Source organism: Terrirubrum flagellatum (assembly GCF_022059845.1).
Classification (GTDB): Bacteria; Pseudomonadota; Alphaproteobacteria; order Rhizobiales; family Beijerinckiaceae; genus Terrirubrum; species Terrirubrum flagellatum.
The window spans coordinates 4425293-4450603 of the sequence record NZ_CP091851.1 but is presented as its reverse complement, the minus strand read 5'-3'; the positions used below and the strand labels follow the sequence as shown (position 1 = coordinate 4450603).

Here is a 25311-nt window from a genome sequence, read left to right as displayed (position 1 = left end):
AACCCGCCGCAGCTTGCGCGCATGCTCAGGCTGGGCGAAAGCCGTGCCGTTTCGGAGAGCGTCGCGGCCGGGTGAAGATGCGAGTGATCGTCTGCGGGGCCGGCGTCATCGGCGTGGCGACGGCCTATGAACTTGTCCGCAGAGGCTTCGAGGTCATCGTCGTTGACCAGCGCGATGGGCCGGCGCGCGGCGACAGCGTCCTGTCGGGCGGCCTGATCGCATCAGGGGCCATGACGCCCTGGGCCGCGCCCGGAGTCGCCTGGCGCTACCTCACGCGGCTCGGCGATCCTGTTGCGCCGTTGATCTGGCGGCCGCGCGCGTCGCTCGCGCAGTGGCGCTGGCTTGGTCGCTTCCTGCTTAACTGCAACGCGCGCAGCTTCCGCCTCGCCAAACTGCGCGCGCAGCGTCTCGTCGAACATGCGCGCGAGTGCTTGCGGAACGTCCGCGCCGAGCTCGCGATCGAGTATGAGGCGACGCAAGGCGTGTTGCAGCTCTTCAGGACCGAAAAGGACAAGGGGATAGCGGCGCCGGCGCTGGCCGCGCTGCGCGAATCAGGAGCCGCCTTTCAATGGCTCGATCCCGATCTCAGCCTCGCGATCGAGCCCGGGCTCGTGGCGCGCCGCACGCCTTTCGCCGGCGCGCTGTTCTTTCCCGATGACGAGGCCGGCGACGGCGCTCTGTTTGCGGAGCGGCTCGCCGCGCGCCTCGACGATTCCGGCGTCGAATTCAGATATGATGCGCGCATCGAGTCGATCGCCATGTCGGACGATCGCGGCGTGGTCGGCGTCGCGCTGCGCGATCTGCGCGGCCGCGGCGAATTTCTCGACGCCGACGCGGTGGTGCTGGCGGCGGGAATCGACAGCGCCGCGCTGGCGAAATCGCTCGGGCTCGATCTCCTTGCCCATCCCGTGAAGGGATGCGCCATGACGTTGCGCGTTGCGAATGAAGCGTTCGCGCCGCGCGCCGCCCTGATCGATGAAGCCTACAGGACATCGGTCATTCGGCTCGGCGATCGCGTGCAGGTCGCGGGAACTTTCGAATTGTCAGGCGATGAGCTGACGCCGCGCGGCGTTCTCTGCAATACGCTGCTGAAAGTGGCGCGCGACTGGTTTCCCCAAGGCGTCGCAATTCCGGTGTCGCCGCGCTTTCAGGTGGGGCGTCGCGCCATGACGCCGGACGGTTCGCCGATTCTTGGACCGACGCGCATTCCCGGCCTCTTCCTCAACGTCGGACATGGCGACTCAGGCTGGGCCATGGCGCTTGGCGCAGGCGCGGTCGTCGCCGACATCATCGCCGGCGAGGATCCCGGGATTGATCTTGAGGGGCTGACGATCGAGCGCTTCGGTGGCGGCGCTCAAGCGGCGAAACGATTCGCGTCCTCGCCGAAATAGCCGATATATTTCGGACTGATCCGCGACACCGGCAGGATCACCAGCACGTCGATCGTGTTGAAGGCGCGGTCGATGACCGCATGCTCGCCGAACCAGGCGCCGATCCTGAGATAGCCCTTGATCAAGGCCGGCATGGCGCGCATTGCCATGCGCATATCGATGGCGTCGTCGGCGAGAACAGGCAGCCGCGCAGGCGCATGCGCTGCGGCGCGCCAGTCTTCATCGGCGCGCGCCTGACGCGTCAGGAAATTGAGCGGAAGCGCGAATTTCTCGGGGTCGACGCCGTGGAAGCTGGCGCAGCCGAACATCGCATCGATGCGATGGTGGCGGACATAGGCCCAGATGCCCTGCCAGAGCAGTTCGACCGTGCGCTTGTCGCGATACTCCTTCAGGACGCAGGAGCGGCCGAGTTCGAGAAAGCGCAGGCCCGGATGGCGCGCGATCATCTGGTCGATGGCGAACTCGCCCTGGCTGTAGAAGCCGCCGCGCTGCCGGGCGACTTCCTGGCGCAGGAGCCGATAGGCGCCGACGACGCGCGGCTTGCGGCCGGCCTGATGATCGAGCACCAGCAGATGGTCGCAGAAGGCGTCGAAGCGGTCGGCGTCGTGGCGCGTCAGGCGGGCGATGCGTCCGGGCTGCGCCGCCAGCTCGTCATAGAAGACCTCGTAGCGCAGGCGCTGCGCCCGGCGGATGTCGGCCGCGCTGCGCGCCAGCCTGACTTCCAGCGATCCCATCCGGCCGAGCGATCCCGCGAGCGAGTTCCAGCCGCGGCGCGCCGCAGCCATCGTGATCGGATCGAGCGGAAGCGGACCGACGCTATCGAGCCCGGCGCGCACCATGGCGGGCCAAGCCTGACGCAGCGTGCCCAGCGCGCGCGCCGCCCCGAAAGCATCCTTGCCCAGCATCAACATTGGCAGCCCCGTGGCCGAATCAGCCCACTCCGGAACTTTTTACTGCGGCTCGTCGTCTAATTTGTGACAGCAGGAAGCCAATTGCATGAAACCGGCAAGCTTCTCAATTAGCCGGCAAGTTGAAGCGGCTGTTGGGCTCGCCTGATCCAGGGCGTCAGGATGCGCGCGAGCGCCGCAGGCTCAATTGGTTTGATCAGGAAATCATCGAAGCCGGAGGCCAGGGCGGCTTCGCGGTCCTCCGGGAAGGCGCTGGCGGTGACCGCCGCGATCGGCAGGCGCTCCCGTCCGCGCGCCGTTTCCAGCGCCCGCACCAGCCGGACCAGATCGTCGCCATTCATGGTGGGCATGCGCAGATCAAACAACGCGCCGGTGAAGGACGCGGCCCGGCCGTCGAAACTGTCCTCGAGCTGACGCAGCGCCTGATCCCCGTCCCGGGCCCAGACCACACGGAAGCCCAGCCGCTCGATTTGCCGCGTCGCGAGCAGGGCGTTGATCTCGTTGTCCTCCGCGAGCAGCAAAGTTGGCGCATCCTCGTCCGACGCGGCGCCCATCGCGGCGTTCACCGCAAGCTGGCCTGCCGCCGGTCGCGCTTGGGAAAGGCGGCTCACCAGCGAGGCGGCGCGCACTGGCTTCATCAGCCAGCCGTCGAATCCCGCCTCCTGCGGCGAGCCGAGGCTGCGGCGCTCGAAGGGCGACATCAGCACCATGACCTCCGCGGCGCCCCGGGCGCGCGCCATGGCCGCGAGCTTTTTCGCTTCGGCGCCGAAGCTGAGATCGATGAGAGCCGTCGCGCCGCGCGCTTCGGCGAAAGCCGCGCGCGCTTCGTCCGCGGTCGCGGCGAGCGCCGCGTCGCCGCCATGAGCCGCGACGAGTTCGGCGAGATGCGGACCGCTGAACAGGCCGCTGCTTGCGATGATGATCTTGCGGCCCTTGAGGCTGTTGGCGACGTCCGCCGGTTGTTCGAGCGCCTTGAGCGGAATGCGCGCCGTGAAAGTTGCGCCTTCGCCGGGCTCGCTCTCGACCGACAGCGACCCGCCCATGCGCGAGACGATGCGCAGCGAGATGGCGAGGCCAAGACCGGTGCCTTCATGCGGGTGCGAGCCGGAGCCGTCGGCCTGCTCGAATTCGCCGAAGATCGCTTCATGCTTGTGTTTGGGAATACCGGGGCCGGTGTCGCGCACCGCGACGGTGACCGCGCCTTCGGAATCGCGCGTGACCGTCACCCCGACGCCGCCATGATGCGTGAACTTGATCGCGTTGCCGACGAGATTGATCAGCACTTGCCGCAACCGCGCCGCGTCGCCCGCGAACATGCGCGGCAGGTCGGGAGGAATCGCCGCGGAGATATCGAGATTCTTCACTTGCGCGCGCGGCGACAGGAGTTCGACGGTGCTCTCGACAAGCGCCGCGAGATCGAACGGCTTCTCATCGAGTTCGAACTTGCCGGCTTCAACCTTGGAGAAATCGAGAATCTCGTCGATCAGCTCCAGCAGCGTGCCGCCGGAGGAATGAATCGCCTTGACGTAGGTCGACTGCTCGGGCGTCAGCGGCGTTTCGCCGAGCAGCCCGGCCATGCCGAGAATGCCGTTGAGCGGCGTGCGAATCTCATGGCTGACGGTCGCGAGAAAGCGCGATTTCGCCTGGCTCGCCGCTTCGGCGCGGGCGCGGGCGTCAGCCAGCGCCGCGGCGTCGTGAGCGTGCGCCTTGTGGCGCTGCAGCGCGCCTTCAAGCCTGTAGCGCTCGGTTTCGCTGGTCTTGAGCTGGGCGGTCAGCCCGAAATGGTCGCGCAGCAACAGCGCGATGGCGAGCGCAAGCACGCCGATCACCGCGAGCATGCCAAACAGGATGGCGCCGACGATGCCGGTCGCCACAGCGAAACTCATAGAGGAAACTCCCTCGCGTCGCGATCAGCCTTGCCGCCGAGAGGTTGACAGGGGGTGAGAGTCGTTGCGCACTGGGCCGCCTATCCGGCCGCGTGGCGACCGAAAGGTTGAGAACATCCGGACAATTTGATCGATTTGGCGGAATCGTCGGTTTCGGGTGGTTTGCAGCGCAGCCGAGCCTATTTTCGGGGCCAACAACAGAGGTGAAAGCTATGTTGCACACGCCAATCCCCGATCCCCAGACGATCGAGCCCATCTCGCGCCAGTCGCTCCAGGACTATGACCGGGTGCGTAAGATCATCGCCTATCTGACCGAGCGCGCCTCGCGGCAGCCTTCGCTCGACGATGTCGCGGCCCATGTCGGCCTGTCGGCCAGCCATGTCCACGCCCTGTTCCGCCGCTGGGCCGGCATCACGCCAAAGGAATTCCTTGCGGCTGTGACGCTCGATCACGCCAAGCGCCTGCTTTCCGATCAGGCGAGCGTGCTGGACGCGACCTACGAGACCGGCCTGTCCGGTCCTGGCCGCCTGCACGACCTGTTCGTCACCCATGAGGCGATGTCGCCAGGCGAATGGAAGCAGGCGGGCGCGGGTCTCGTCCTGCGCTATGGCTTCCATCCCTCGCCCTTCGGCGAAGCGCTGGCTGTGATCACCGATCGCGGCCTCGCGGGCCTCGGCTGGGTCGACCAGAAGTCAGCTTCAGGGACCGCAGCCACCGACGGCAAGGCTGCCGGCGGCCACGAAGGCTCCCTGGCCGATATGCAGCGCCGTTGGCCGAATGCGCGTTTCGTGCAGGATCAGGAGGCGACCGCGCCTTATGTCGCCCGAGCGTTCGATCCCAGGGAATGGCGCGCCGACCGGCCGCTGCGTGTGGTGCTCATCGGTTCGGACTTCGAGGTTCGGGTCTGGGAGACGCTGATCGGCATTCCGGTCGGCCGGGCGACGACCTATTCGAATATCGCCTGCAAGCTCGGCAATCCGAATGCGGCGCGCGCCGTCGGCGCGGCGGTCGGCAAGAATCCGATCTCCTTCGTGGTGCCCTGCCATCGCGTGCTTGGAAAATCCGGCGCGCTGACCGGCTATCATTGGGGCGTCACCCGCAAGCAGGCGATCCTTGGATGGGAGGCCGGCAAGGCGGCGGCGTGAAACGCCGCCTTCCAAGGCTTCGATCACGCCTGACGGCCGCGCCTCCAATCTACTCGTTCGCCAAAAGCGCGATGTCGAGCACCATTGTTCGTCTTTTCAACCCAGCGCCGCGCGCCTCCGCACCAGACTCTCCGGCGGCCACAATTTTTCGGATTCGTAATAGACCTCGAACGCCGGAGCGCCTTCTGGCAGGCGCACCCAGGGCTGCTTCGAGCGCGTGAAGATGTGAACGTCAGGCGTCAGCGATGACGGCTCATCGAGTGTTCCGACGCGCACGAAACGGATGGCGCGCCGCTCGCCATAGACGCTCCAAAGCGCGACCTTGCAGATGGAGCAGCGATAGATCAGTTGCGGGCGGCCGCTTGGCGCGGGCGTCGCGATCTCCTCGACGTCGCCTGAGAGAAGTTCGACGCGATCCGCTTCGATCAGCGCATTGAGGGCGAAGGCGCTGCCGGTTTGTCGCTGACAGTCGAGGCAGTGGCAGCAATGCACGAACATCGGCTTTGACGTGAGTTGATAGCGCGTTCGTCCGCAAGCGCAGCAACCTTCGCGAGTCTCCATGAGGGCCTCCGAACGTTCGTTTCAAATAAGCGGCGCTTACGCGCCGCGCGCTTAAATTCGATTGTGAATCAATTCAGCGCGCCGGGGGAGATTGGCGCCGCGTCGTCCGCAAGTGATCGCCGCAGCTTCCATCGCGAATGTGAGCGCCGCCCGCGCATCGAGCGAGGGCAAATGCGCGATCGCATCTGGCGTGAGAAGGCGCATCTCGTCGAGCCAGGTGATGAGCGCCGCCGTAACCGTGTCGCCGGCGCCGACAGTGTCGACGACATCGGTCGCGACCGTCGGCAGCGCAATGCGGCCGAACGCGCCGAACGCGATTGCGCCCTCGCTTCCGTGCGTGACGACGACGAGCGACACGCCCTGCGCGATCGCGGCTGTCGCGAAATCATCGACCGAGGCGCCGGGAGCGAGCAGCGCCAGATCCTCGTCGCTTGCTTTCAGGATCGTCGCCGTCTCGGCGAAGGCGTCGAAACGCTCGCGCCAGATGTCGAGATCGGGTTCGACGGTCGGCCTGACATTGGGATCATAGATGATGACGCGCTTGCCTGCTTCACGTTTGGCGAATTCGAGCAGCGTATCGCCGACAGGCTGCACAACCGTCGTGTAGGAGCCGAACGCAAGCGCGTTGATGCTGTCATCGAGCGCGGGAAGATCGCTCGGCAGCAGCGCGCGATCAGCGGCGCCGGCGCCGCGAAAGGCGTAACGCGCTGATTTGTCGGCGGCGAGTTCGACGAAAGCCAGCGTCGTCGGCGCCTGGCTGAGCACGCAGCGTGAGATGTCGACATGCTCGCGAGTCAGGATGTTGGCCAGCCGCTCGCCGAAGAGATCGCGCGACAGCCCGCCGAAGAAACCTGACTCGCGTCCGAGGCGCGCCAGCCCGATCGCCACATTGAACGGCGAGCCGCCCGGCGACGCATCGAGCGCCATGCGTCCTTCCGGCGATTCCCCTGCAAGGAAAATGTCGAAAAGCGCTTCGCCGCAAACGAGAATCATGCGGTCAGCGCGCGATAATCGCCAACGATCAAGCGATGCGGCGGCTCGTCTTCCTCGATGGTCGGAAACCGGCCGACCCGATCGAGAAACACATTGTCGGTCTCGTCGTCATTGACCGTCGAGACCTCGCCGACGAACACGTCGCCATCCTCAGCCCAGAAAGCGTGCGCGAGGCCGGGAACCAGCGTGACGCTTTCACCGACGCCGAGCGACAATTTCCCGCGCGGCGGCAGCTTTCGCAGGATTCCGTCGGTCATCACGGTCACCTCTGACTTTTCGTCGGGCGAATGGTCGGGATGTGTGTTGACGAGTTCGAGCACCAGCCGCCCGCCGCCGCGATTGATGATGTCCTCGGTCTTGGAGAGGTGGAAGTGCGAAGGGCAGACCTGGTCCTTCAGCACGATCAGCGCCTTTTCCGCATAGAGCATGCCATGCCCGCGCTTCAGCGCCGCGGCGTCGCCATTCCGGATCGAGAACAGCGTGAGGCCGATCTTGGCGAAATCGCCTTGGCCATAATCGGTGATGTCCCAGCCGAGCTTGGCGCGGAAGACCTCGCCGAGATCGTCTTTCCGGGCGCGCCATTCGGCGGGCGTCCAGCTCGCGAAAGGCGGCAGCGCAAAGCGGTAGCGCGCCAGCAGGTCCTCGGCGAAGCGAATGGCGTCGTTGATTTCGGAGCGTTTCATCGAAGCAATGTCAGGCCGTTGCGCGCCCGCCATAGGTGAGACGGGGGCGCGATGCAAACCCTTGTCGGGTGGGCGGCCGGTCAATGAAGATTGGCGGCCGGCAGGCTCCAGTGCTGCCAGACCGCGACGATCCTCAGGATGCAGCACGTCGCGCCGCCAAGCAGCGCGGCTCCTTTCGCCGGAACTTTCATGTAACGCACGATGACGAGCACGGCCGCGCCGGCGATCGCTGCGGTGGCGAGAAAATCGACCCTGAGCACCGCAGGCACCTGCGCCAGCAGGATGTCGCGGATGGTGTAGCCGCCGGCGCCGCTGATCGCGCCCATCATCACGGCGGCGATTGGCGTCAGCTTGTATTCGAGCGCCTTCTCGGCTCCGGCGACCGCGAGAAGCGACAGTCCGAGCGCGTCGATCACGACGAGCAGCGCCTCGGGAATCTGTTCGATCGAGTGATAGGCGAAGAAGGTCAGGATCCCGCCAATGAGTGCGACCGAGACGAGCGGCCAGCCGCGCAGGGCTTCCGGCGGATGTTCGCCAATCAGCACGTCGCGCATGATGCCGCCGCCGGTTGCGGTCACGAGCGAAACGACCAGCACGCCAAGCGCGTCGAGGCCTTTCGCGGCGCCCATCGACGCGCCCTGGATCGAGAGCACGAATGTGCCTGCGAGGTCGATGGCGTGGAGGAAACGGGTGTCTGTGCTGGCCATTGTCAGTTTCTCCGCCGCAGCGCGGAATCAGCGTTTCGCTCTGCTCCGTCAGCTTCGCCCTCGCGTCAACGGTCTGCGCATGACTTCATGATGTCACGATGTCGGCCGAAGCTTTCGACGGGGAGCGCGAGAAAGTCCGGAGGAACTGAAATGAGCGGTCACGGAACGATCTGGTGGAGCGAACTCGGCACGCGCGATGCGGAAAAGGCGAAGGCCTTCTATGGCAACGCGATCGGCTGGACCTTCAGCGAAATGCCGTCGCCTGAGGGGACCTATTACATCGCCAATGTCGACGAGAAGCCCGTGGCGGGGGTTTTCACGATGAAGGGCGAGCAGTTCACGGGCGTGCCCGAACACTGGATGACCTACATCAATGTCGACAATGTCGATCGCCGCGCCGAGGCCGTGGTCGCGGCGGGCGGCGAGGTGATCCGCGCGCCATTTGACGTGCCAGGCGTCGGCCGCATTGCGATCGTGAAGGATTCTGGCGGCGCGGTCGTCGGGCTGGGCACGCCGGCCGCGTCCTGAAAACGCAGTTTCTGAAAACGCAGCTTGGCCCTGGCGCGGGTCCGTGCGACGGACGCGCGCTGGGCCCATGCTTTCCTATCTCACCACGCCTCTCGATTTCTTCGGCGTCGCGGTCTTTGCGATCACCGGCGCGCTGGTCGCCTCGCGCAAGGAAATGGACCTGATTGGCTTCATCTTCCTCGGCGTCGTCACGGGGGTCGGCGGCGGCACGATCCGCGACATGGCGCTCGGTCTGACGCCGGTGTTCTGGGTGCGCGAGCCCGCCTATCTCCTGATCTGCGTCGGCGCGTCAGTGCTGGTGTTCTTCACCGCCCATATGCCGGATTCGCGCCTGCGCGTGCTATTCTGGCTCGACGCCATCGGGCTCGGCCTCTTCAGCGTGCTCGGGGCCGAGAAGGCGCTGCCCTTCGGGCCGGTGGTCGCCGCGGCCATGGGCGTGGTCACGGCCGCAATGGGCGGCATGATCCGCGACATCCTGGGCGGGGAAAGCCCGGTGATCCTGCGGCAGGAGATCTACGCCACGGCCGCGCTCCTCGGCGCGGTCGTGTTTCTGCTCGCGGTGAACGTCGTCCCGCGCGATATGGCTGTGGCGCTAGGCTTTCTCTCGGGCTTCGGGCTGAGGGGGCTGGCCCTCAGGTTCGGCTGGTCCCTGCCGCCCTATCGGCCCCGGCCCGGCCGCCGCCCTGACGAGGTCGGGCTATAGGGGCAAGCGCCCCGCGGCATCGTAACTCTCTTGCAAGTTGGGCCTTTCACGGGCTTGTGACGTGCGGGGGCTGCCCTATATGGCGGTCAGAACATCCGGGCGCGTCGCTTCGGGGCGCGCGGGCCGGAAGCCAGCTTAAGTAGAAGAGGCTTAAAGTCATGGGTAAAGTTATCGGCATCGACCTCGGCACCACCAATTCCTGCGTGGCCGTGATGGAAGGCTCCACGCCGAAGGTCATCGAGAATTCCGAGGGCGCGCGCACGACGCCGTCCATCGTCGCCTTCACCGACGACGGCGAGCGCCTCGTCGGCCAGCCCGCCAAGCGCCAGGCGGTCACCAATCCCGAGCGTACCTTCTTCGCCATCAAGCGCCTCATCGGCCGCACCTACGACGACCCGATGACGCAGAAGGACAAGGGTCTCGTCCCCTACAAGATCAGCAAGGCCGGCAACGGCGACGCCTGGGTCGAGGCCGACGGCAAGACCTATTCGCCGTCGCAGATCTCCGCCTTCACGCTGATGAAGATGAAGGAGACCGCGGAAGCCTATCTCGGCCAGAAGGTCGATCAGGCCGTCATCACGGTTCCCGCCTATTTCAACGACGCCCAGCGTCAGGCCACCAAGGACGCCGGCAAGATCGCCGGCCTTGAGGTGCTGCGCATCATCAACGAGCCGACCGCCGCCGCGCTCGCCTATGGCCTCGACAAGAAGTCGACCGGCACGATCGCCGTGTATGACCTCGGCGGCGGCACCTTCGACGTGTCGATCCTCGAGATCGGCGACGGCGTGTTCGAGGTGAAGTCGACCAACGGCGACACCTTCCTCGGCGGCGAAGACTTCGACATGCGTCTCGTCGAATATCTCGCCGACGAGTTCAAGAAGGAGCAGGGCATCGATCTCAAGAAGGACAAGCTCGCGCTGCAGCGCCTGAAAGAGGCGGCTGAAAAGGCGAAGATCGAGCTGTCGTCCGCGGCGCAGACCGAAATCAACCTGCCCTACATCACGGCTGACGCCTCGGGCCCGAAACATCTCACGCTGAAGCTGTCGCGCGCGAAGTTCGAATCGCTGGTGGATGACCTCATCCAGAAGACGGTCGAGCCCTGCCGCAAGGCGCTGAAAGACGCCGGCCTCTCCGCCGGCCAGATCGACGAGGTGGTTCTCGTCGGCGGCATGACCCGCATGCCGAAGGTCCAGGAAGTCGTGAAGAACTTCTTCGGCAAGGAGCCGCACAAGGGCGTCAATCCTGACGAAGTCGTCGCTATTGGCGCGGCGGTGCAGGCAGGCGTTCTGCAGGGCGACGTCAAGGACGTGCTGCTGCTCGACGTGACGCCGCTCTCGCTCGGCATCGAGACGCTCGGCGGCGTGTTCACGCGTCTGATCGATCGCAACACGACGATCCCGACGAAGAAGAGCCAGGTGTTCTCGACCGCCGAGGACAACCAGACGGCGGTGACGATCCGCGTGTTCCAGGGCGAGCGCGAGATGGCGGCCGACAACAAGCTGCTCGGCCAGTTCGATCTCGTCGGCATTCCCCCGGCGCCGCGCGGCATGCCACAGGTCGAGGTCACCTTCGACATCGACGCCAATGGCATCGTGTCGGTGACGGCGAAGGACAAGGCGACCGGCAAGGAGCACCAGATCCGCATCCAGGCGTCCGGCGGTCTGTCCGACGCCGAGATCCAGAAGATGGTCAAGGAAGCCGAGGCCAACGCGGCCGAGGACAAGAAACGTCGCGAACTCGTCGAAGCCAAGAATGGCGGCGAAGCGATGATTCACTCGACCGAGAAATCGGTCGCCGAGTTCGGCGACAAGATCGACGCCGGCGACAAGACCGCGATCGAGACGGCGATCACGGAACTGAAGACGGCGCTTGGCGGCGAGGACCTCGAAGCGATCAAGACCAAGTCGAACGACCTGATGCAGGCGTCGATGAAGCTTGGCGAGGCGATGTACAAGGCGCAGCAGGCGGCCGAGACCGCGGCGGCGGAAGCCGACGCCGCCAAGCACGCCGGCAAGGACAGCGCCAAGGACGACGTTATCGACGCCGAGTTCAAGGACGTCTCGGGCGACGACAAGAAGCGCAAGAGCGCGTGAGGCGCGTCTCGTTTGGCGAGGAGGCGTGGCTGCGCTCTTTCCTCCAGACTGTCATCGCCGGGCTTGACCCGGCGATCCAGTTTCGAAGGGAGAGCGTCGGGAGTCTGGGTGGTCGGGCCAAACCCGGCCATGACATCGTGGGGTGAAAGTGATTCGGGGAGGATGCGGCGTCATGAAACCTTCCGCCGCCCTTGACGCGCATCGTGAAGCCGCACGCGCCATCGTCGCCCGATCGCGCGCTGCGAATTTGCGCGTTTTCGGTTCTGTGCTGCATGGCGAAGACACCGACGACAGCGATCTCGATCTCCTCGTCGATGCGCTTCCCGGCGCGACATTGCTCGATCTCGGTGGTTTACAGATGGGCCTTCAGGACTTGTTTGGCGTACGCGTCGATCTGCTGACGCCGGGTGATCTTCCGCGCGAAATCAGATCGAGAGTTCTCGCCGAAGCGACGTCGGTATGAGTGAAAGCGATCCGCATATATTGGTTCGACAGATGCTGGATGCCGCGCGAAAAGCCGTCTCTTATATTGAAGGATATAACAGGGAAGATTTCCTCGCTGACTTCCGCGCGCAAGAGGCGGTCGCGTTGAACTTGCTGGTTATTGGCGAAACAGCGGCAAGACTGTCTGACAAGCATGCAGACCTCGCCGATCTTTACGATCACGTTCCTTGGCGAAAAATGCAGGGCATGCGCAACCGGATCGCGCACGGCTATTTCGATCTCGACATGAATGTCATATGGGAGACGGCCAGCGTTTGGCGGCCGGAATTGCTGCGCTCTTTGCCAAATGCCGGTCAGCAGGAGCGCAGCTAACTCATGTCCAAGCGCGACTACTACGAAATTCTCGGCGTTCAGAAGACCGTCACTGAGGTCGAGCTGAAATCGGCGTTCCGCAAGGCCGCCATGAAGCATCACCCGGACAAGAACCCGGGCGACAAGGCGGCGGAGATCAAATTCAAGGAAATTAACGAGGCCTATCAGGTTCTCTCCGACGGCCAGAAGCGCGCGGCCTATGACCGCTTCGGCCATGCGGCGTTCGAGCAGGGTGGAGGCGCCGGCGCCGGATTCGGCGATGGCTTCTCCGCCTCGATGTCGGACATCTTCGAGGACCTCTTCGGCGGCATGATGGGCGGCGGAGGCGGCCGTCGCAGCGCGGGCGGCAGAGGCCGCGGCTCCGACCTGCGCACCGATGTCGAGATCACGCTTGAAGAGGCGTTCCGCGGCAAGACGGCGAGCGTGCGCATGCCAACGCCGGTCACCTGCGAAGCCTGCTCGGGTTCCGGCGCGAAGCCCGGATCAAAGCCGAAGAAATGCGCCACCTGCGGCGGCCAGGGTCGCGTGCGCGCCATGCAGGGTTTCTTCGCGATCGAGCGCACCTGCCCGACCTGTCATGGCCGCGGCGAGACGATCGACGATCCCTGCAATGTCTGCAAAGGCGCGGGCCGCGTCACCAAGGACCGCACGCTGTCCGTGAACATTCCCGCAGGCGTCGAGGACGGCACGCGCATCCGCCTCGCTGGCGAGGGCGAGGCTGGAACGCGCGGTGGCCCCGCCGGCGACCTCTATATCTTCCTCTCGATCAAGGCGCACCCGTTCTTCCAGCGCGACGGGGCGGACCTTTATTGCCGCGTGCCGATCTCGATGGTGTCGGCGGCGCTCGGCGGCGAATTCGAGGTGCCGACACTCGATGGCGGCACCGCCAAGGTGAAAATTCCCGAGGGCGCGCAATCGGGCAAGCAGTTCAGGCTGCGCAGCAAGGGCATGCCTGTGCTGCGCTCGCGCGACGTCGGTGATCTCTACATCCAGGCGGTCGTCGAGACGCCGCAGAACCTGACGCGGCGCCAGCGTGAACTGCTGAAAGAATTCGAGCAGGAGAGCTCGAAGGAGACGCATCCGGAAAGCGCGGGCTTCTTCGGCAAGATGAAAGACTTTTTCGCCGGCTCGCAATGAAGCTTGCCGGCGAAAATAAACTGTTCGTCAGGCCTCAGCTCTTCGCGAAGTCGGCGAATTCCTTCATCGACAGTTTCCACAGCGAAAAGACCGTGTCGAAATCGGCGATGTCGAGGCCCTTTTCGCCGAGCACCACCTCCATCACCACATAGGGCTCGCCCTTGTCGGTGAGATAGGCCTTGTTGAATTTCTTGATCGCGTTCCAGGCGTTGATGCGTTCGGCGGAAATGGGCTTCGCCGGCTTCTCATTGGTGCGGAACTGGATGGCGCGGCAGGCCTTCGCCTCCTTGCAGCCATAGAACAACACCACGAAGACCTGATCGTCCGATTTCGCGAAGATCGCGGGATTGCCGTCGCTGTCCTTCTCGATCTGCGCGGCCGCCTTCTTGACCTTGAGATAGGTCAGAATGGAGGTCGGATCCATCGAGGTGATCTGCTGCGCGCGGACCTCCGTCAGAGGAGCGATGAACAGCATGGCGAAAGCGAGAAGATATTTCATCGGCATGGCGTCAGCTCCTGCGGATGGCTGAATTGCGATGGCGATGTCGTAGCGGCTGTCGGTTTTGCCGGGATGTCGTTCGATCGGCGCAATTGTTTCGCCAATGTCGTTACGTGAGGTTGAGCCTTGACGGGAGGGTCGTTCGGGCTAGGGTCGCCGCGGTTCTGTCACCGATCTGTCAAAAAGCATGCCCGATTTTGCTCCCAACAATCCTGATCCGAGCGCGCGCGCGCAGAAGGCGCAGTTCGTTCGGACAAGGCCGGAAGACGAGTGGAAGGATCGGCTCGTCGAAGCGCGCGAGCGGCTGCAGACGGAGTTCAAGCTGACGGCCGACGAATGGAAGCGCACGGTCGCCAACGCGCGTGTGAAGGTCATCGCCACCCGCGGCAAATTCGAATCGGAGGCGCGCGAGGCTCGTGAACGTCTGAAGTCCGATATCGAGCAGGCCGCGCAAGAGATCAGGATTTCCGTCGAGCGGGCGCGGGCGCGGATGAAAGCCACTCGCTATCGGCTCGAGGGCGAGGCGCGCGTCTCGGCGGTGAAGCTGAAGCTGCGTGTCGCCAAGGTCCGCCATCACGCAAAGAAAGCGGCCGGCAAGCTCGAGGACGAAGCGCGCTTCATCAGAACCTGGATCGAGAATCCACTGAAGACCGGCGCGGTCTCGCCGTCGAGTCCGGAGCTGGCGCGCGAGATGGCTCGCCATGTTGATCCGGCGGAGCCGGGGCTGGTGGTCGAGCTGGGGCCGGGCACCGGTCCGGTGACGGAGGCGTTGATCGCGCGCGGCGTGAGCCAGGAGCGATTGCTGCTGGTCGAATATGACGCCGATTTCTGTCGTCTGCTGCGCGAGCGTTTTCCGCGCGCGACTGTTGTTCAGGGTGACGCCTATTCAATCGAGAAGACGTTGCGAGGCCATGCGCGCGCCAAGCTCGCCGCCGTGGTGTCGAGCCTGCCGTTGATGACGAAGCCCCCCGGGGAGCGGCTGCATCTCCTGGCGCAATCCTTCCGGCTCCTGAAGCGGAGCGCGCCCTTCATTCAGTTCACCTACGCCGCGACGTCCCCGATCCCGCTGCGGGCTGGCGAATTCATCGCCGCCGCCGGCAAGCGCATCTGGATGAACATTCCTCCGGCGCGGGTCTGGGTGTATCGGCAGGCCTGAGCCAGCCGATTCTCCTTTGCGTCTTTTCTATCTCAGCCATCCCCAGGTCAGGATCGATCCGGCTGTTCCGGTGCCGGATTGGGGCCTGTCCGACGTCGGCGCGGCGCGGGCGCGGCAGGCGGCGCAAAGCGCCTGGACTTTCGGCGTCTCCCGCATTGTCTGCTCAGCTGAGCGAAAGGCGATCGAGATCGCCGAGATTATCGCTGTGGCGCGCGGCCTCGCCGTCGAAATCCGCGAGCGAACCCACGAGAATGACCGCTCGGCCACGGGATTTCTGCCGCCGCCTGAATTCGAGAAGGTGGCCGACCTGTTCTTCGCCAACCCCGAGACCAGCATCCGCGGTTGGGAGCGCGCGATCGATGCGCAGACGCGAATTGTCGGAGAGGTCGAGGCCGTCATGCATGACGGGGCGTCGGGCGATATTCTGTTCGTCGGGCATGGCGGCGTCGGAACGCTGCTGCAATGTCACGTCGCGGCAAGCCCGATTGCGCGCATTCGTGATCAGCCGGGCGGCGGCGGCAACGTCTTCGCCTTCTCCTGGTCGCCGCTGGCTTTGATCCATGGCTGGCGCTCGATCGAGCAGATGGAGAATTGAGCGATTTCGGCCGTTTTGTTTGACGGATTGCGCGTGAAAGGGCACTGAAACGGCATGCTGAGCCGCGCCGCCCCCGGGAAAATCAACGATCTTCGCGACCGCCTCATCGTCGGGCTCGATGTGCCGACCGTCTGGGACGCCCATGCGATCATTGCGCGGCTCGGCGATGAAGCGACCTTCTACAAGATCGGCTACCGTCTCGCTTTCGCTGGCGGCATTGCGTTGGCGGAGGAACTCGCCCGTCATGGCAAGAAGGTTTTCCTCGACCTCAAACTGCACGATGTCGGCAACACAGTGCGCGAAGGCGTCGAATCGATCACACGGCTCGGCGTGACGTTTCTCACCGTCCATTCCTATCCCCAGACCATGCGCGGCGCCGTCGAGGGGCGCGGCGCGTCTGATCTCAAGCTGCTCGCGGTGACCGCGCTTACCTCCTATGACGACGATGATCTCAGGGATGCGGGCTACCAGATCGCGGTGCGCGATCTCGTTCGCCTCAGGGCCGAGCAGGCGCGCTTGATCGGCGTCGAAGGCGTCGTCTGCGCAGCGACCGAAGCGGAGATCGTGCGCGATGTGATCAGCCCCGACATGGTCATCGTGACGCCAGGAATCCGGCCGAAAGGCGCCGAAGCAGGCGGGCAGAAGCGCACGCTGACGCCGGCGGAGGCGATGCGCGCCGGCGTCGATCACATGGTGGTGGCGCGTCCCATCGTCCGGGCGTCTGATCCGCGCGGCGCGCATCGCGCCATCATGGACGAGATCGCAGGCGCGGCCTAAACAGTCTCCATCAGGGAGACGTTGATGCCGAAAGGCTATGTGATCGGGCGTGCAAAAGTGACCAACGCGACGCAATGGGCCGTCTACGCCGCCGAGGCGAGCAAGGCGATCGCGCAGTATGGCGGAAAGCCCCTGGCGCGCGGCGGCGAATGCGCGGTTGGCGAAGGCGAAGGCCGCGCTCGCAACGTCGTCATCGAGTTCGAAAGCTACGCGCAGGCGAAGCAATATCTGTTCTCGTCGGAATATGCGGCGGCGCGCAAACTGCGCGAAGGCGCTGGCGAGATTGATCTCGTCTGCGTCGAGGGCGTCTGAGGAGCGCGCCATGGCGAAGGCATACTGGATCGCGCGCGTCGATATTCACGATGCAGAGGCCTACAAGAAGTATGTGGAGCTGAACGCGGTCGCCTTCAGCAAATATGGCGCGAAATTCCTTGTGCGCGGCGCGCCCTTTGAATCGAAAGAAGGGACGTCGCGCGCGCGCAACGTGGTGCTGGAGTTCAGGGACTATCAGACCGCTGTCGATTGCTACAATTCGCCTGAATATAAAAAAGCGATGGAGGCGCGCGTCGCTGCGTCGACCGCCGATCTCATCATCATCGAAGGCTATGACGGGCCGCAGCCGTCGTAAGGTCCAGCGTTAGGAATGCGATATGTCGAACGAGATGAAGCTCATTGTCGCTGGCGCGGGTGGGCGCATGGGGCGCATGCTGATCAAGAGCATCGCCGAGACCGACGGCGTCACGCTGGCGGGCGCGATTGATCAAAAAGGTTCATCGAACCTTGGCAAGGACGCCGGCGTGCTCGCGGGATTGCCGGCGCTCGGCGTTCCCGTGCTTGACGATCCCTTGCCGTTGTTCGCGCGCGCCGATGGCGTCATCGATTTCACCGCTCCGGCCGCGACCGTGCAGTATGCCGCGCTCGCGGCGCAGGCGCGCATCGTCCATGTCGTCGGCACCACCGGCCTCGAAGACGAGGATATGTCGAAGCTCGAAGCGGCCGCGCGTCACGCCGTGATCATCCAGTCCGGCAATATGAGTCTCGGCGTCAATCTGCTCGCGGGGCTCGTGAAGAGGGTGGCCGCGACGCTTGGCGAGGAATTCGATATCGAGATCGTCGAGATGCATCACCGCATGAAGGTCGATGCGCCATCAGGCACCGCGCTGCTGCTTGGCGAAGCGGCGGCCGCCGGCCGCAATGTGGCGCTGAGGGAGACGCGAGTCGCAAGTCGCGACGGCTTCACAGGCCCGCGCAAGCCCGGCCAGATCGGCTTTGCAGCGCTGCGCGGCGGCACCGTCGTCGGCGAACACAGCGTGATCTTCGCGGGCGCATCGGAACGGATCGAGCTTGCGCATCGTGCCGAGGATCGCGGCATCTTCGCGCGCGGCGCGCTCAAGGCGGCGCAATGGGGCCGTGGCCGCAAGCCCGGCCTCTATTCCATGAGCGACGTGCTCGGCCTCAACGACTGATTGCGATGAAGCTGTCCCGCGACGCGATCGAGGCGCTTATTCTGCTCGGCGGTTTCGGCATCGTTGCGCTCGCCGGGCTGATCGTCTTTCTCGTCTGGCCGACCAATATTTATGGCGACTGGCGCGTGTTTCTCACGCTCTTCGTTGGCGCGCTGATCGCCATTCCAACCATGCTGGCGCTCAAGAAGAAATGGGCGTCGCCCCCGAAATGATACTCATTGGCAGGCTGTTCTCATGAGCGAACCGGATCGTCTCCTCGTTCTCGTCCGTCACGGTCAGAGCGACTGGAATTTGAAGAATCTCTTCACCGGCTGGAAGGATCCAGACCTGACGCCGCAGGGCGTCGCCGAGGCGAAATCCGCCGGCGAGAAGCTCGCGAAGCTTGGCCTGAAATTCGATGTCGCGTTCACGTCGGTTCTGTCGCGCGCGCAGAAGACCTGCGATCTCATTCTCGCCGGCGTCGGCCAACCTGATCTCAAGACCTTCAAGGATCAGGCGCTGAACGAGCGCGACTACGGCGATCTCTCCGGCCTCAACAAGGATGAGGCGCGCCAGCGCTGGGGCGAGGAGCAGGTTCATATCTGGCGGCGCTCCTACGATGTGCAGCCGCCGGGCGGCGAAAGCCTGAAGGATACGGTGGCGCGCGTGCTGCCTTACTTCGTGCAAGCGATCCTGCCGCGCGTGATGAATGGTGAGCGCACGCTTGTCGCGGCGCATGGCAATTCACTGCGCGCGCTGATCATGGTGCTCGACAGGTTGTCGCCGGAATCGATCGTCAAGGTCGAACTCAACACCGGCGAACCGATTGTTTATCGCCTGCGCGCCGATACCGGCGTCGCTTCAAAAGAAGTGCTTTCGGGCTGACGGCGGCGAAGCTTCGGGCCAAACAGGCGAATCCAGGAGGATGCGCCATGGCCTCGGCCTCGACTCGCGAAAGAATTGAGATCGCGCCCGGCGCGATCTGGTTTCCCGGCTATTTCGATCAGGCCGCGCAGGAGAAGCTGCGCGACGCCATCCGCGCGGTGGTGAAACGTGCGCCGCTATTTACGCCGCGCATGCCGCGCACGGGCAAGCCCTTCTCGGTGCGAATGACCAATTGCGGCGCGCTCGGCTGGGTGTCGGACGAAAAGGGCTATCGCTATCAGCCCGATCATCCTGATACCGGCGACCCCTGGCCCGAGATGCCGTCGATGATCGTCGACGCCTGGCGCGAGCTTGCGAATTATCCGCACGCGCCGGAGGCGTGCCTCGTCAATTTCTATGATCCCAAGGCCCGCATGGGGCTGCATCAGGATCGCGACGAAAACGAATTCGATGCGCCAGTGCTGTCGCTGTCGTTGGGCGACTCCGCGCGCTTCCGCGTTGGTGGGACCGAACGCGGCGCAACGACGAAATCGATCGAATTGAAGTCAGGGGACGCGTTCGTTCTCGGCGGCGCCTCGCGGCTCGCCTTTCACGGCGTTGATCGCATCTATGCGAACAGCTCGCCGCTCCTGAAAGATGGCGGCCGCATCAATCTGACAATGCGGCGCGTCAATAAGCCAGACTAAGAAATTCAGCCTTCGGCTGCGCCGTTGGCCTTCGCTTCGGTCGGCGCGGCCTTTGCCGGACCCTTGGAGATGCCGACCAAAGCCGGCCGCAGCACGCGATCGCCGATCGCATAGCCTGCTTGCACCAGCGTCGAAACCATCCCGGCGGGATGCTCGCTCGGGGCCTCGAACATCGCCTGATGGAAGTTCGGATCGAACTTCTGGCCGACTGGCTCAAGCTTCTTCACGCCGTGACGCTCCAGAGTCTTGATCAGATCGCGCTCGGTCAGCGCGACGCCTTCGATCAAGGCTTTCAGCGGCCCCTCCGCCGCGTCCTTCGGCGCGCTTTCCAGCGCCCGGTTGATATTGTCGGCGACGGTCAGCATGTCGCGGGCGAAGGCGGTGACGGCGTAGGTGCGGCCGTCATGGACGTCGCGGGCGGTGCGGCGGCGCAGATTCTCCATCTCGGCGAGCGTGCGCAGCAGCTTGTCCTTGAGATCGGCCTTTTCCGCTTCCAGCGCGACGATGGGATCGACGGGAGCCGCTTCGGCTTCCGGCGCCGCGGTGGTCGCTTCAGGGGTCTCGACGGGATCGTTCTGTTTCGGGTCGGTCATCGCTTCAGATCAATGGTTTCAGACCGCCGGCGGGCTCCGCGGCGGCCGATGAAAGGATCGGTCGGCATATCAGGGGGCGGGACGAAAAAATCAAGCCGAACGGGCGAGATGGGGCTCTTCATGGAACACCTCCAGCAGATGCTTGCGGATAGCGTTCTGGCGGTTGGCGTTCTCGATTTTCCCGCCGGTCAGGTCGGTGACGTAGAAGGAGTCGACGGCCCGCTCGCCGAAGGTCGCGATATGGGCGGAGCCGATGTTCAGATTGAGCTTCGAGATCGCCGAGGTCAGGTCGTAAAGCAGCCCCTGCCGATCGAGGCCCGACACCTCGATGACGGTGAATCGGCCTGACAGCGCGTTGTCGATGATGACCTCCGGCGCCACGTCGAAGGTCTTGGCGTGGCTTCGCGGCTTGTGCCGCTCGCGGACAAGACGGCCGGCATGCACCTCGCCCTGCAAGGCCTGTTCGATGGTGCGCGTGACCCTTTCCGCCCGGCGCAATTCGTCATCGTCGCGATCGAAGGCGCGCGAGATCGAGATCGTATCGAGCGCCCAGCCGTCGGTCGTGGTGTAGATCTGCGCATCGACGATGTTGGCGCCGGCCGCCGCGCAGGCGCCGGTGACGATCGACAGGAGCCGGGGATGGTCGGGCGCCAGCACGGTCAATTCCGTCACGCCGCGGAAGGCGTCGGTTGCGATCGCGCTGGCGAGCTTGCGCGGACCTTCGTCGACGCTCGCGAGCAGGGCGTGCTGCTTCACCTTCTGTTCGAGATCGACCTTGAGCCAGTAGGCGGGATAATGGCGCGCCGCATAGGCCGCAAAGGCGTCGTCGCTCATGGCGGGCAAGCGCTCGCGCAGGGCCGCCTGCGCCAGGCGCACGCGCTCCTTCCGCTCGACGCCGGAATGGCCGCCGGTGAGCACGACTTCGGTCTCGTAATAGAGCGTGCGCAGAAGCTGGCCTTTCCAGCCGTTCCAGACGCCGGGTCCGACCGCCTTGATGTCGCAGACGGTCAGCACCAGCAGCAGCTTCAACCGCTCCAGCGATTGCACGATGTTGGCGAAGGATTCGATCGTCTTGGGGTCGGAGAGGTCGCGGCTCTGCGCGATCGTCGACATCGTGAGATGGTAGGTGACGAGCCACACGACCGTGTCTGTCTCCGCAGCGCTCAGTCCGAGACGCGGGCACAGTTTGCGCGCGACCTTAGCGCCGGCGATCGAATGATCCTCCGGCCTGCCCTTGGCGATGTCGTGCAGGAACAGCGCGACATAGAGCGCCCGGCGATTGGCGAGCGTGGGCATGATCTTGTTGGCGAGAGGATGCTCAGCCTCGAGCCGGCCAGCGTCCACCTCCGCGAGCACGCCGATCGTGCGGATGAGATGCTCGTCGACCGTATAGTGATGATACATGTTGAACTGCATCATCGCGACGACGCGGCCGAAATCGGGAATGAATTTCCCAAGCACGCCGGATTCATTCATGCGGCGCAGCACCACTTCCGGCGAGCGTCGCGACGTCAGAATATCGAGAAAGAGCTGGTTGGCTTCGGGATTTGCGCGCAGCGCGCGGTCGATGCGATGAAGCGACTGCGTCACGCGCCGAATGGCGTGCGGATGGATGGCGATGTTATGCTTGTCCGCCAGATGAAACAGGCGAATGAGATTGACGGGATCGCGCTCGAACACATCCTGCCGCGCGATCGTCAGGCGGTTGGTCTCGACCGCAAAATCAGGATTGTCGATCCGCGTCGGCTGGCGTCGCCGCAAGCGGCCCATGATTCGGTCGAGCATGGCGCGCGGCTTCGCTTCACGCGCTTCAAGCGCCGCGCAGACGATGGCGGTGAGATCGCCGACGTCTTTCGCGATGAGGAAGTAGCGCTTCATGAAGCGCTCCACCGCCGACAGCCCGCCATGAGCGGCGTAGCCGAACTCCGGCGCGATCAGGCGCTGCATGTCGAACGACAAGCGCTCTTCCGCGCGGCCGGTGGCGAAATGCATATGGCAGCGGACGCGCCACAGAAACTCCTCGCAGCGCTCGAACAGCGAGAGCTCATCGCGCGAGAACAGCCCGGCTTTCACAAGCTGCTTCGGGTCCTGCACGCGATAGACATATTTCGCGATCCAGAAGAGCGTGTTGAGGTCGCGCAATCCGCCCTTGCCGTCCTTGACGTTGGGCTCGACGAGATAGCGAGAGTGGCCGGCGCGATCGACGCGGTTCTCGCGCTCAGCCAATTTCGCCTGCACGAATTCAGAGGCCGTGCCTTCGACGATTTCCTTGCGGAATCGCTTCTCCATATCCGCGAACAGAGGCCGATCGCCGACGAGATGGCGCGCTTCGAGCAGCGCGGTGCGGATCGTCATGTCGCCACGCGCCTCGCGCAGGCAATCCTCGATCGTGCGCGTGGAGTGGCCGACCTTCAGCCGGAGATCCCAGAGCAGATAGAGCATCGCCTCGACGACGCTCTCGACCCAGGCGGTGCGCTTCGACGGCATCAGGAAGAGAAGATCAACGTCTGATCCCGGCGCCAGCGTTCCGCGTCCGTAGCCGCCGACCGCGGCGACGCCAATGCGCTCGCCGGAGGAAGGATTATGCGTGCGATAGAGATGGGCGGTGACGAAGTGGTGCGTCGCATGGATGAGATCATCCATGTTCGCCGCGAGCGCGCGCGCGCAGATGAAGCCGTCGCGCTTCAGCCGGAGCTGGGCCCGCGCCTCTTCGCGTCCGCGCGCCAGCGCGTCGCGCAGCAATTCGAGCACCTGGGGCCTCGCGCCCTGCACGGTGTCGCTCGCCGCCACGATGTCGTCGATGCGGGCGCGAAGCTCCGCCGCCGATCGGGCGTGCTGGGACTGCGAGGCGACAAGGGGCGCGGCGGCGGACATGAATCAGCAGATAGTGCGCCTCCGCTTAACACGCGCCGGGGAGCCGCCGCCACACGACGCGCAGGCGGCGAAGTTTCCCCCTGACGCCGTTCGATATAGAAGAATAATCCGTTTGACAGAACGTATAGTCCGACATAAAGAACGGATACGCGCCGATTTGAGCGAGCAGCTTGCGGGCGCGAGGGGCCTGTCCGGATAAGCCGGGCCGGTCGCCGAATAAATGCAGCTAAAGCGCCAGGGTCGGTCGCAGGCTTCGCCTTCGACCGGGAGCCTTGCCGCATCAACGGAGGCTCTCATGCCGATTTTTTCCTTCTCCCGCCGTTCCGTCCTGTCCTTCGCCGCCGCCGCCGCGGTGACAGGCTCCGTCGCCGCGCAAGCGCAGACGAAACCAACCGAAATCCGGATCGACTACGCCACCTACAATCCGGTCGGCCTTCTCCTGAAGGATCGCGGTCTCCTCGAAAAGGAGTTCGCCAAAGACGGGATAGCCATCCGCTGGGTGCAGTCGCTGGGCTCCAACAAGGCGCTCGAATTCCTCAATGCCGGCTCGCTTGATTTCGGCTCGACCGCCGGCGCCGCGGCGCTGATCGGACGCATCAACGGCAATCCGATCAAATCGGTCTATGTCTATTCGCGGCCGGAATGGACTGCGCTGGTGACGAAGTCCGACGCCATCAAGACGGTCGCGGACTTGAAGGGCAAGCGCGTCGCTGTCACGCGCGGCACCGATCCGCACATTTTCCTCGCGCGCGCCTTGCAGGACGCGAAGCTGACCGAGAAGGATGTGAAGCTCGTCCTGCTGCAGCATCCCGATGGCAAGATCGCGCTGGAGCGCGGCGATGTCGATGCCTGGGCCGGCCTCGATCCGCTGACCGCCGCGGCGGAAGCGGAGTTTGGCGCCAGGCTCTTCTTCCGCAAGCCCGAATGGAACACCTGGGGCGTGCTCAACGTGTCCGAGGATTTCGCGAAGAAATATCCTGACATCGTGACGCGCGTTCTCAAGACCTATGAAGATGCGCGCAAGCAGGCCGTCGCCGAGCCCGCCGCGTTGAAGGCTTCACTGGTCACGGCGACGAAACTGCCTGATGCGGTCATCGATCGTCAGATCGCGCGCACCGACATCACGAGCGGAACGATTGGATCAACTCAGGCCGAGACGATCCTTGCTGCGGGCCTCGCTCTGCAGACGGCCGGCGTCATCAAGCCCGAGACGGACGTGAAGGCTGCGGTTGATGCGCTGATCGAGCCGCGCTTCGCCCAGACCAAATCCGCGAGCAAATAAGGGATCGGTCCGCCGTCGACTGCGGCGGCGGATCGCCGGCGGGATCGCGCAGCCTTCTCCTCCTCCTCTCGGCTGCGCGATCCCGTCCTCGTTTCATCTCGAATTCCAGAGCCAGCGACGATGACTGACGCCTCGATTGACGCTGCGGCGCAGCCGCTTTCCGCGCCTGTCGAAAAGCCGGCCCGCGCTGCGTCGCCCGTACCCGCGCCGCGCGCTCTGACGGGGCTCATCGTTCCCCTTGCAGCGCTCATTGCGTGGGAGGCTGCGATCCGCTTGGGCGTCATCACAGGACGATTGACGCCCGCTCCTTCGGTTATCTTCGCGACGATCATAGAACTTGCGCGCTCGGGCGAGTTGGCGACGCATCTCGTTGCGACGTTGGCGCGCGTATTCGTTGGTTTCGCGCTTGGCGCCGCGCTCGGCACGCTTGCTGGCGCCGCTGTTGGCGCGTCATCGCTCGCGCGCCGCCTGTTCGATCCAACACTGCAGGGATTGCGCGCCATTCCCTCGATCGCCTGGGTGCCGCTCTTCATTCTCTGGCTCGGCATCTTCGAAGCGTCGAAGGTCGCGTTGATCGCGATCGGCGTATTCTTCCCCGTCTATCTCGGCGTCATGGGCGCGATCCTGTCGATTGATCGTAAGACGCTGGAGATCGGCCGCGTCTTCCGCCTGACGAAATGGCAGACGGCGCGCCGCATTCTTCTTCCCGCGGTGTCGCCGAATTGGGTTGTCGCGTTGCGCGCCGGTCTCGGCCTTGGCTTCATGTTCGTCGTCGCGGCCGAATTCATGGGCGCGAGCGAGGGGCTTGGCTATCTTCTCGTCGATGGTCAGCAGATGGGCAAGCCTGACCAGATTCTGGCGGCGATTATCATCTTCGCGCTGCTTGGCAAAATCTGCGACGCCATCCTTGTCGCTGCGAGCCGCCCGGTTCTGCGATGGCAGGATCTTTCTGCGTCGCGTCTGTGAGG

Annotated in this window: 28 protein-coding genes; 19 read left to right on the top strand and 9 right to left on the bottom strand. The window is 64.6% G+C overall.

Annotated features, from left to right (window positions below):
* Nucleotides 1–83 precede the first annotated feature (83 nt).
* Nucleotides 84–1391 (top strand): FAD-dependent oxidoreductase, encoded by a 1308-nt coding sequence (locus L8F45_RS21450; protein ID WP_342359879.1) that lies wholly within the window; start codon nucleotides 84–86, stop codon nucleotides 1389–1391.
* On the opposite strand, the gene olsB is transcribed toward L8F45_RS21450, so the two are convergent.
* Nucleotides 1355–2176: a l-ornithine N(alpha)-acyltransferase gene (gene olsB, locus L8F45_RS21445; protein WP_425330038.1), complete on the bottom strand. Its 822-nt coding sequence runs from the start codon at nucleotides 2174–2176 to the stop codon at nucleotides 1355–1357. The genes L8F45_RS21450 and olsB overlap by 37 nt on opposite strands.
* Before the next feature lie 233 nt (nucleotides 2177–2409).
* Nucleotides 2410–4185, bottom strand: coding sequence for an ATP-binding protein (locus tag L8F45_RS21440; protein ID WP_342359877.1), 1776 nt, complete (start codon nucleotides 4183–4185; stop codon nucleotides 2410–2412).
* 212 nt (nucleotides 4186–4397) lie between these two features.
* On the opposite strand from L8F45_RS21440, the gene L8F45_RS21435 reads away from it, so the two are divergent.
* Complete coding sequence (locus tag L8F45_RS21435) at nucleotides 4398–5330, top strand: methylated-DNA--[protein]-cysteine S-methyltransferase (RefSeq protein WP_342359876.1); 933 nt, start codon at nucleotides 4398–4400, stop codon at nucleotides 5328–5330.
* A gap of 96 nt (nucleotides 5331–5426) precedes the next feature.
* Here L8F45_RS21435 and L8F45_RS21430 read toward each other — a convergent pair whose 3' ends face one another.
* The 4 genes from L8F45_RS21430 to L8F45_RS21415 form a co-directional block, all read right to left on the bottom strand.
* Nucleotides 5427–5891, bottom strand: coding sequence for a GFA family protein (locus L8F45_RS21430; RefSeq protein WP_342359875.1), 465 nt, complete (start codon nucleotides 5889–5891; stop codon nucleotides 5427–5429).
* Nucleotides 5892–5942: 51 nt separating this feature from the next.
* A complete protein-coding gene (locus tag L8F45_RS21425) occupies nucleotides 5943–6884 on the bottom strand; it encodes a carbohydrate kinase family protein (RefSeq protein WP_342359874.1) in 942 nt (313 codons plus the stop codon).
* Nucleotides 6881–7567: a D-lyxose/D-mannose family sugar isomerase gene (locus L8F45_RS21420; RefSeq protein WP_342359873.1), complete on the bottom strand. Its 687-nt coding sequence runs from the start codon at nucleotides 7565–7567 to the stop codon at nucleotides 6881–6883. Before L8F45_RS21420 ends, L8F45_RS21425 begins: the two co-directional genes overlap by 4 nt.
* Before the next feature lie 80 nt (nucleotides 7568–7647).
* Complete coding sequence (locus L8F45_RS21415; RefSeq protein ID WP_342359872.1) at nucleotides 7648–8274, bottom strand: trimeric intracellular cation channel family protein; 627 nt, start codon at nucleotides 8272–8274, stop codon at nucleotides 7648–7650.
* Between the two features lie 150 nt (nucleotides 8275–8424).
* Between L8F45_RS21415 and L8F45_RS21410 the strand changes: the two genes are divergently transcribed.
* The 6 genes from L8F45_RS21410 (at nucleotide 8425) to dnaJ (ending at nucleotide 13551) form a co-directional block, all read left to right on the top strand.
* Complete coding sequence (locus tag L8F45_RS21410) at nucleotides 8425–8802, top strand: VOC family protein (protein ID WP_342359871.1); 378 nt, start codon at nucleotides 8425–8427, stop codon at nucleotides 8800–8802.
* A 67-nt stretch (nucleotides 8803–8869) separates the two neighbouring features.
* Nucleotides 8870–9505 carry a trimeric intracellular cation channel family protein gene (locus L8F45_RS21405; protein WP_342359870.1) on the top strand — a complete coding sequence of 212 codons (636 nt, stop codon included), beginning with the start codon at nucleotides 8870–8872 and terminating at the stop codon, nucleotides 9503–9505.
* Between the two features lie 158 nt (nucleotides 9506–9663).
* On the top strand, nucleotides 9664–11598 hold the full coding sequence (dnaK, locus tag L8F45_RS21400) for a molecular chaperone DnaK (protein ID WP_342359869.1): 1935 nt from the start codon (nucleotides 9664–9666) through the stop codon (nucleotides 11596–11598).
* 172 nt (nucleotides 11599–11770) lie between these two features.
* On the top strand, nucleotides 11771–12061 hold the full coding sequence (locus L8F45_RS21395; protein ID WP_342359868.1) for a nucleotidyltransferase family protein: 291 nt from the start codon (nucleotides 11771–11773) through the stop codon (nucleotides 12059–12061).
* The gene (locus tag L8F45_RS21390) at nucleotides 12058–12414 is read left to right on the top strand and encodes a HepT-like ribonuclease domain-containing protein (RefSeq protein WP_342359867.1); all 357 of its coding nucleotides are present in this window, start codon (nucleotides 12058–12060) and stop codon (nucleotides 12412–12414) included. Before L8F45_RS21395 ends, L8F45_RS21390 begins: the two co-directional genes overlap by 4 nt.
* 3 nt (nucleotides 12415–12417) lie before the next feature.
* Complete coding sequence (dnaJ, locus tag L8F45_RS21385) at nucleotides 12418–13551, top strand: molecular chaperone DnaJ (RefSeq protein ID WP_342359866.1); 1134 nt, start codon at nucleotides 12418–12420, stop codon at nucleotides 13549–13551.
* A gap of 34 nt (nucleotides 13552–13585) precedes the next feature.
* Here dnaJ and L8F45_RS21380 read toward each other — a convergent pair whose 3' ends face one another.
* Complete coding sequence (locus tag L8F45_RS21380) at nucleotides 13586–14056, bottom strand: YbjN domain-containing protein (RefSeq protein ID WP_342359865.1); 471 nt, start codon at nucleotides 14054–14056, stop codon at nucleotides 13586–13588.
* A 181-nt stretch (nucleotides 14057–14237) separates the two neighbouring features.
* On the opposite strand from L8F45_RS21380, the gene L8F45_RS21375 reads away from it, so the two are divergent.
* The 9 genes from L8F45_RS21375 to L8F45_RS21335 are packed head-to-tail and all read left to right on the top strand — an operon-like array spanning nucleotide 14238 to nucleotide 19594.
* Nucleotides 14238–15206 carry a class I SAM-dependent methyltransferase gene (locus tag L8F45_RS21375; protein ID WP_342359864.1) on the top strand — a complete coding sequence of 323 codons (969 nt, stop codon included), beginning with the start codon at nucleotides 14238–14240 and terminating at the stop codon, nucleotides 15204–15206.
* A gap of 16 nt (nucleotides 15207–15222) precedes the next feature.
* On the top strand, nucleotides 15223–15801 hold the full coding sequence (locus L8F45_RS21370) for a histidine phosphatase family protein (protein ID WP_342359863.1): 579 nt from the start codon (nucleotides 15223–15225) through the stop codon (nucleotides 15799–15801).
* 54 nt (nucleotides 15802–15855) lie between these two features.
* A complete protein-coding gene (gene pyrF / locus L8F45_RS21365; protein ID WP_342359862.1) occupies nucleotides 15856–16578 on the top strand; it encodes an orotidine-5'-phosphate decarboxylase in 723 nt (240 codons plus the stop codon).
* Nucleotides 16579–16602: 24 nt separating this feature from the next.
* Nucleotides 16603–16890, top strand: coding sequence for a DUF1330 domain-containing protein (locus tag L8F45_RS21360; protein ID WP_342359861.1), 288 nt, complete (start codon nucleotides 16603–16605; stop codon nucleotides 16888–16890).
* 10 nt (nucleotides 16891–16900) lie between these two features.
* Nucleotides 16901–17206, top strand: a complete 306-nt coding sequence (locus L8F45_RS21355) for a DUF1330 domain-containing protein (RefSeq protein WP_342359860.1) — start codon at nucleotides 16901–16903, stop codon at nucleotides 17204–17206.
* Between the two features lie 34 nt (nucleotides 17207–17240).
* On the top strand, nucleotides 17241–18044 hold the full coding sequence (gene dapB, locus L8F45_RS21350) for a 4-hydroxy-tetrahydrodipicolinate reductase (protein WP_342363528.1): 804 nt from the start codon (nucleotides 17241–17243) through the stop codon (nucleotides 18042–18044).
* A 5-nt stretch (nucleotides 18045–18049) separates the two neighbouring features.
* Nucleotides 18050–18256 (top strand): hypothetical protein, encoded by a 207-nt coding sequence (locus tag L8F45_RS21345; protein WP_342359859.1) that lies wholly within the window; start codon nucleotides 18050–18052, stop codon nucleotides 18254–18256.
* 22 nt (nucleotides 18257–18278) lie between these two features.
* Nucleotides 18279–18908, top strand: coding sequence for a 2,3-bisphosphoglycerate-dependent phosphoglycerate mutase (locus tag L8F45_RS21340; RefSeq protein WP_342359858.1), 630 nt, complete (start codon nucleotides 18279–18281; stop codon nucleotides 18906–18908).
* A gap of 47 nt (nucleotides 18909–18955) precedes the next feature.
* Nucleotides 18956–19594, top strand: coding sequence for an alpha-ketoglutarate-dependent dioxygenase AlkB (locus tag L8F45_RS21335; RefSeq protein WP_342359857.1), 639 nt, complete (start codon nucleotides 18956–18958; stop codon nucleotides 19592–19594).
* A gap of 5 nt (nucleotides 19595–19599) precedes the next feature.
* Here the strand turns inward: L8F45_RS21335 and grpE are convergent, their stop codons facing one another.
* The gene (gene grpE, locus L8F45_RS21330) at nucleotides 19600–20187 is read right to left on the bottom strand and encodes a nucleotide exchange factor GrpE (RefSeq protein WP_342359856.1); all 588 of its coding nucleotides are present in this window, start codon (nucleotides 20185–20187) and stop codon (nucleotides 19600–19602) included.
* Nucleotides 20188–20277: 90 nt separating this feature from the next.
* The gene (locus L8F45_RS21325) at nucleotides 20278–23061 is read right to left on the bottom strand and encodes a [protein-PII] uridylyltransferase (protein ID WP_342359855.1); all 2784 of its coding nucleotides are present in this window, start codon (nucleotides 23059–23061) and stop codon (nucleotides 20278–20280) included.
* Nucleotides 23062–23356: 295 nt separating this feature from the next.
* On the opposite strand from L8F45_RS21325, the gene L8F45_RS21320 reads away from it, so the two are divergent.
* Both L8F45_RS21320 and L8F45_RS21315 read left to right on the top strand, forming a co-directional pair.
* Nucleotides 23357–24343 (top strand): aliphatic sulfonate ABC transporter substrate-binding protein, encoded by a 987-nt coding sequence (locus tag L8F45_RS21320; RefSeq protein WP_342359854.1) that lies wholly within the window; start codon nucleotides 23357–23359, stop codon nucleotides 24341–24343.
* Nucleotides 24344–24463: 120 nt separating this feature from the next.
* Nucleotides 24464–25309, top strand: a complete 846-nt coding sequence (locus L8F45_RS21315) for an ABC transporter permease (protein WP_342359853.1) — start codon at nucleotides 24464–24466, stop codon at nucleotides 25307–25309.
* Nucleotides 25310–25311: the final 2 nt, after the last annotated feature.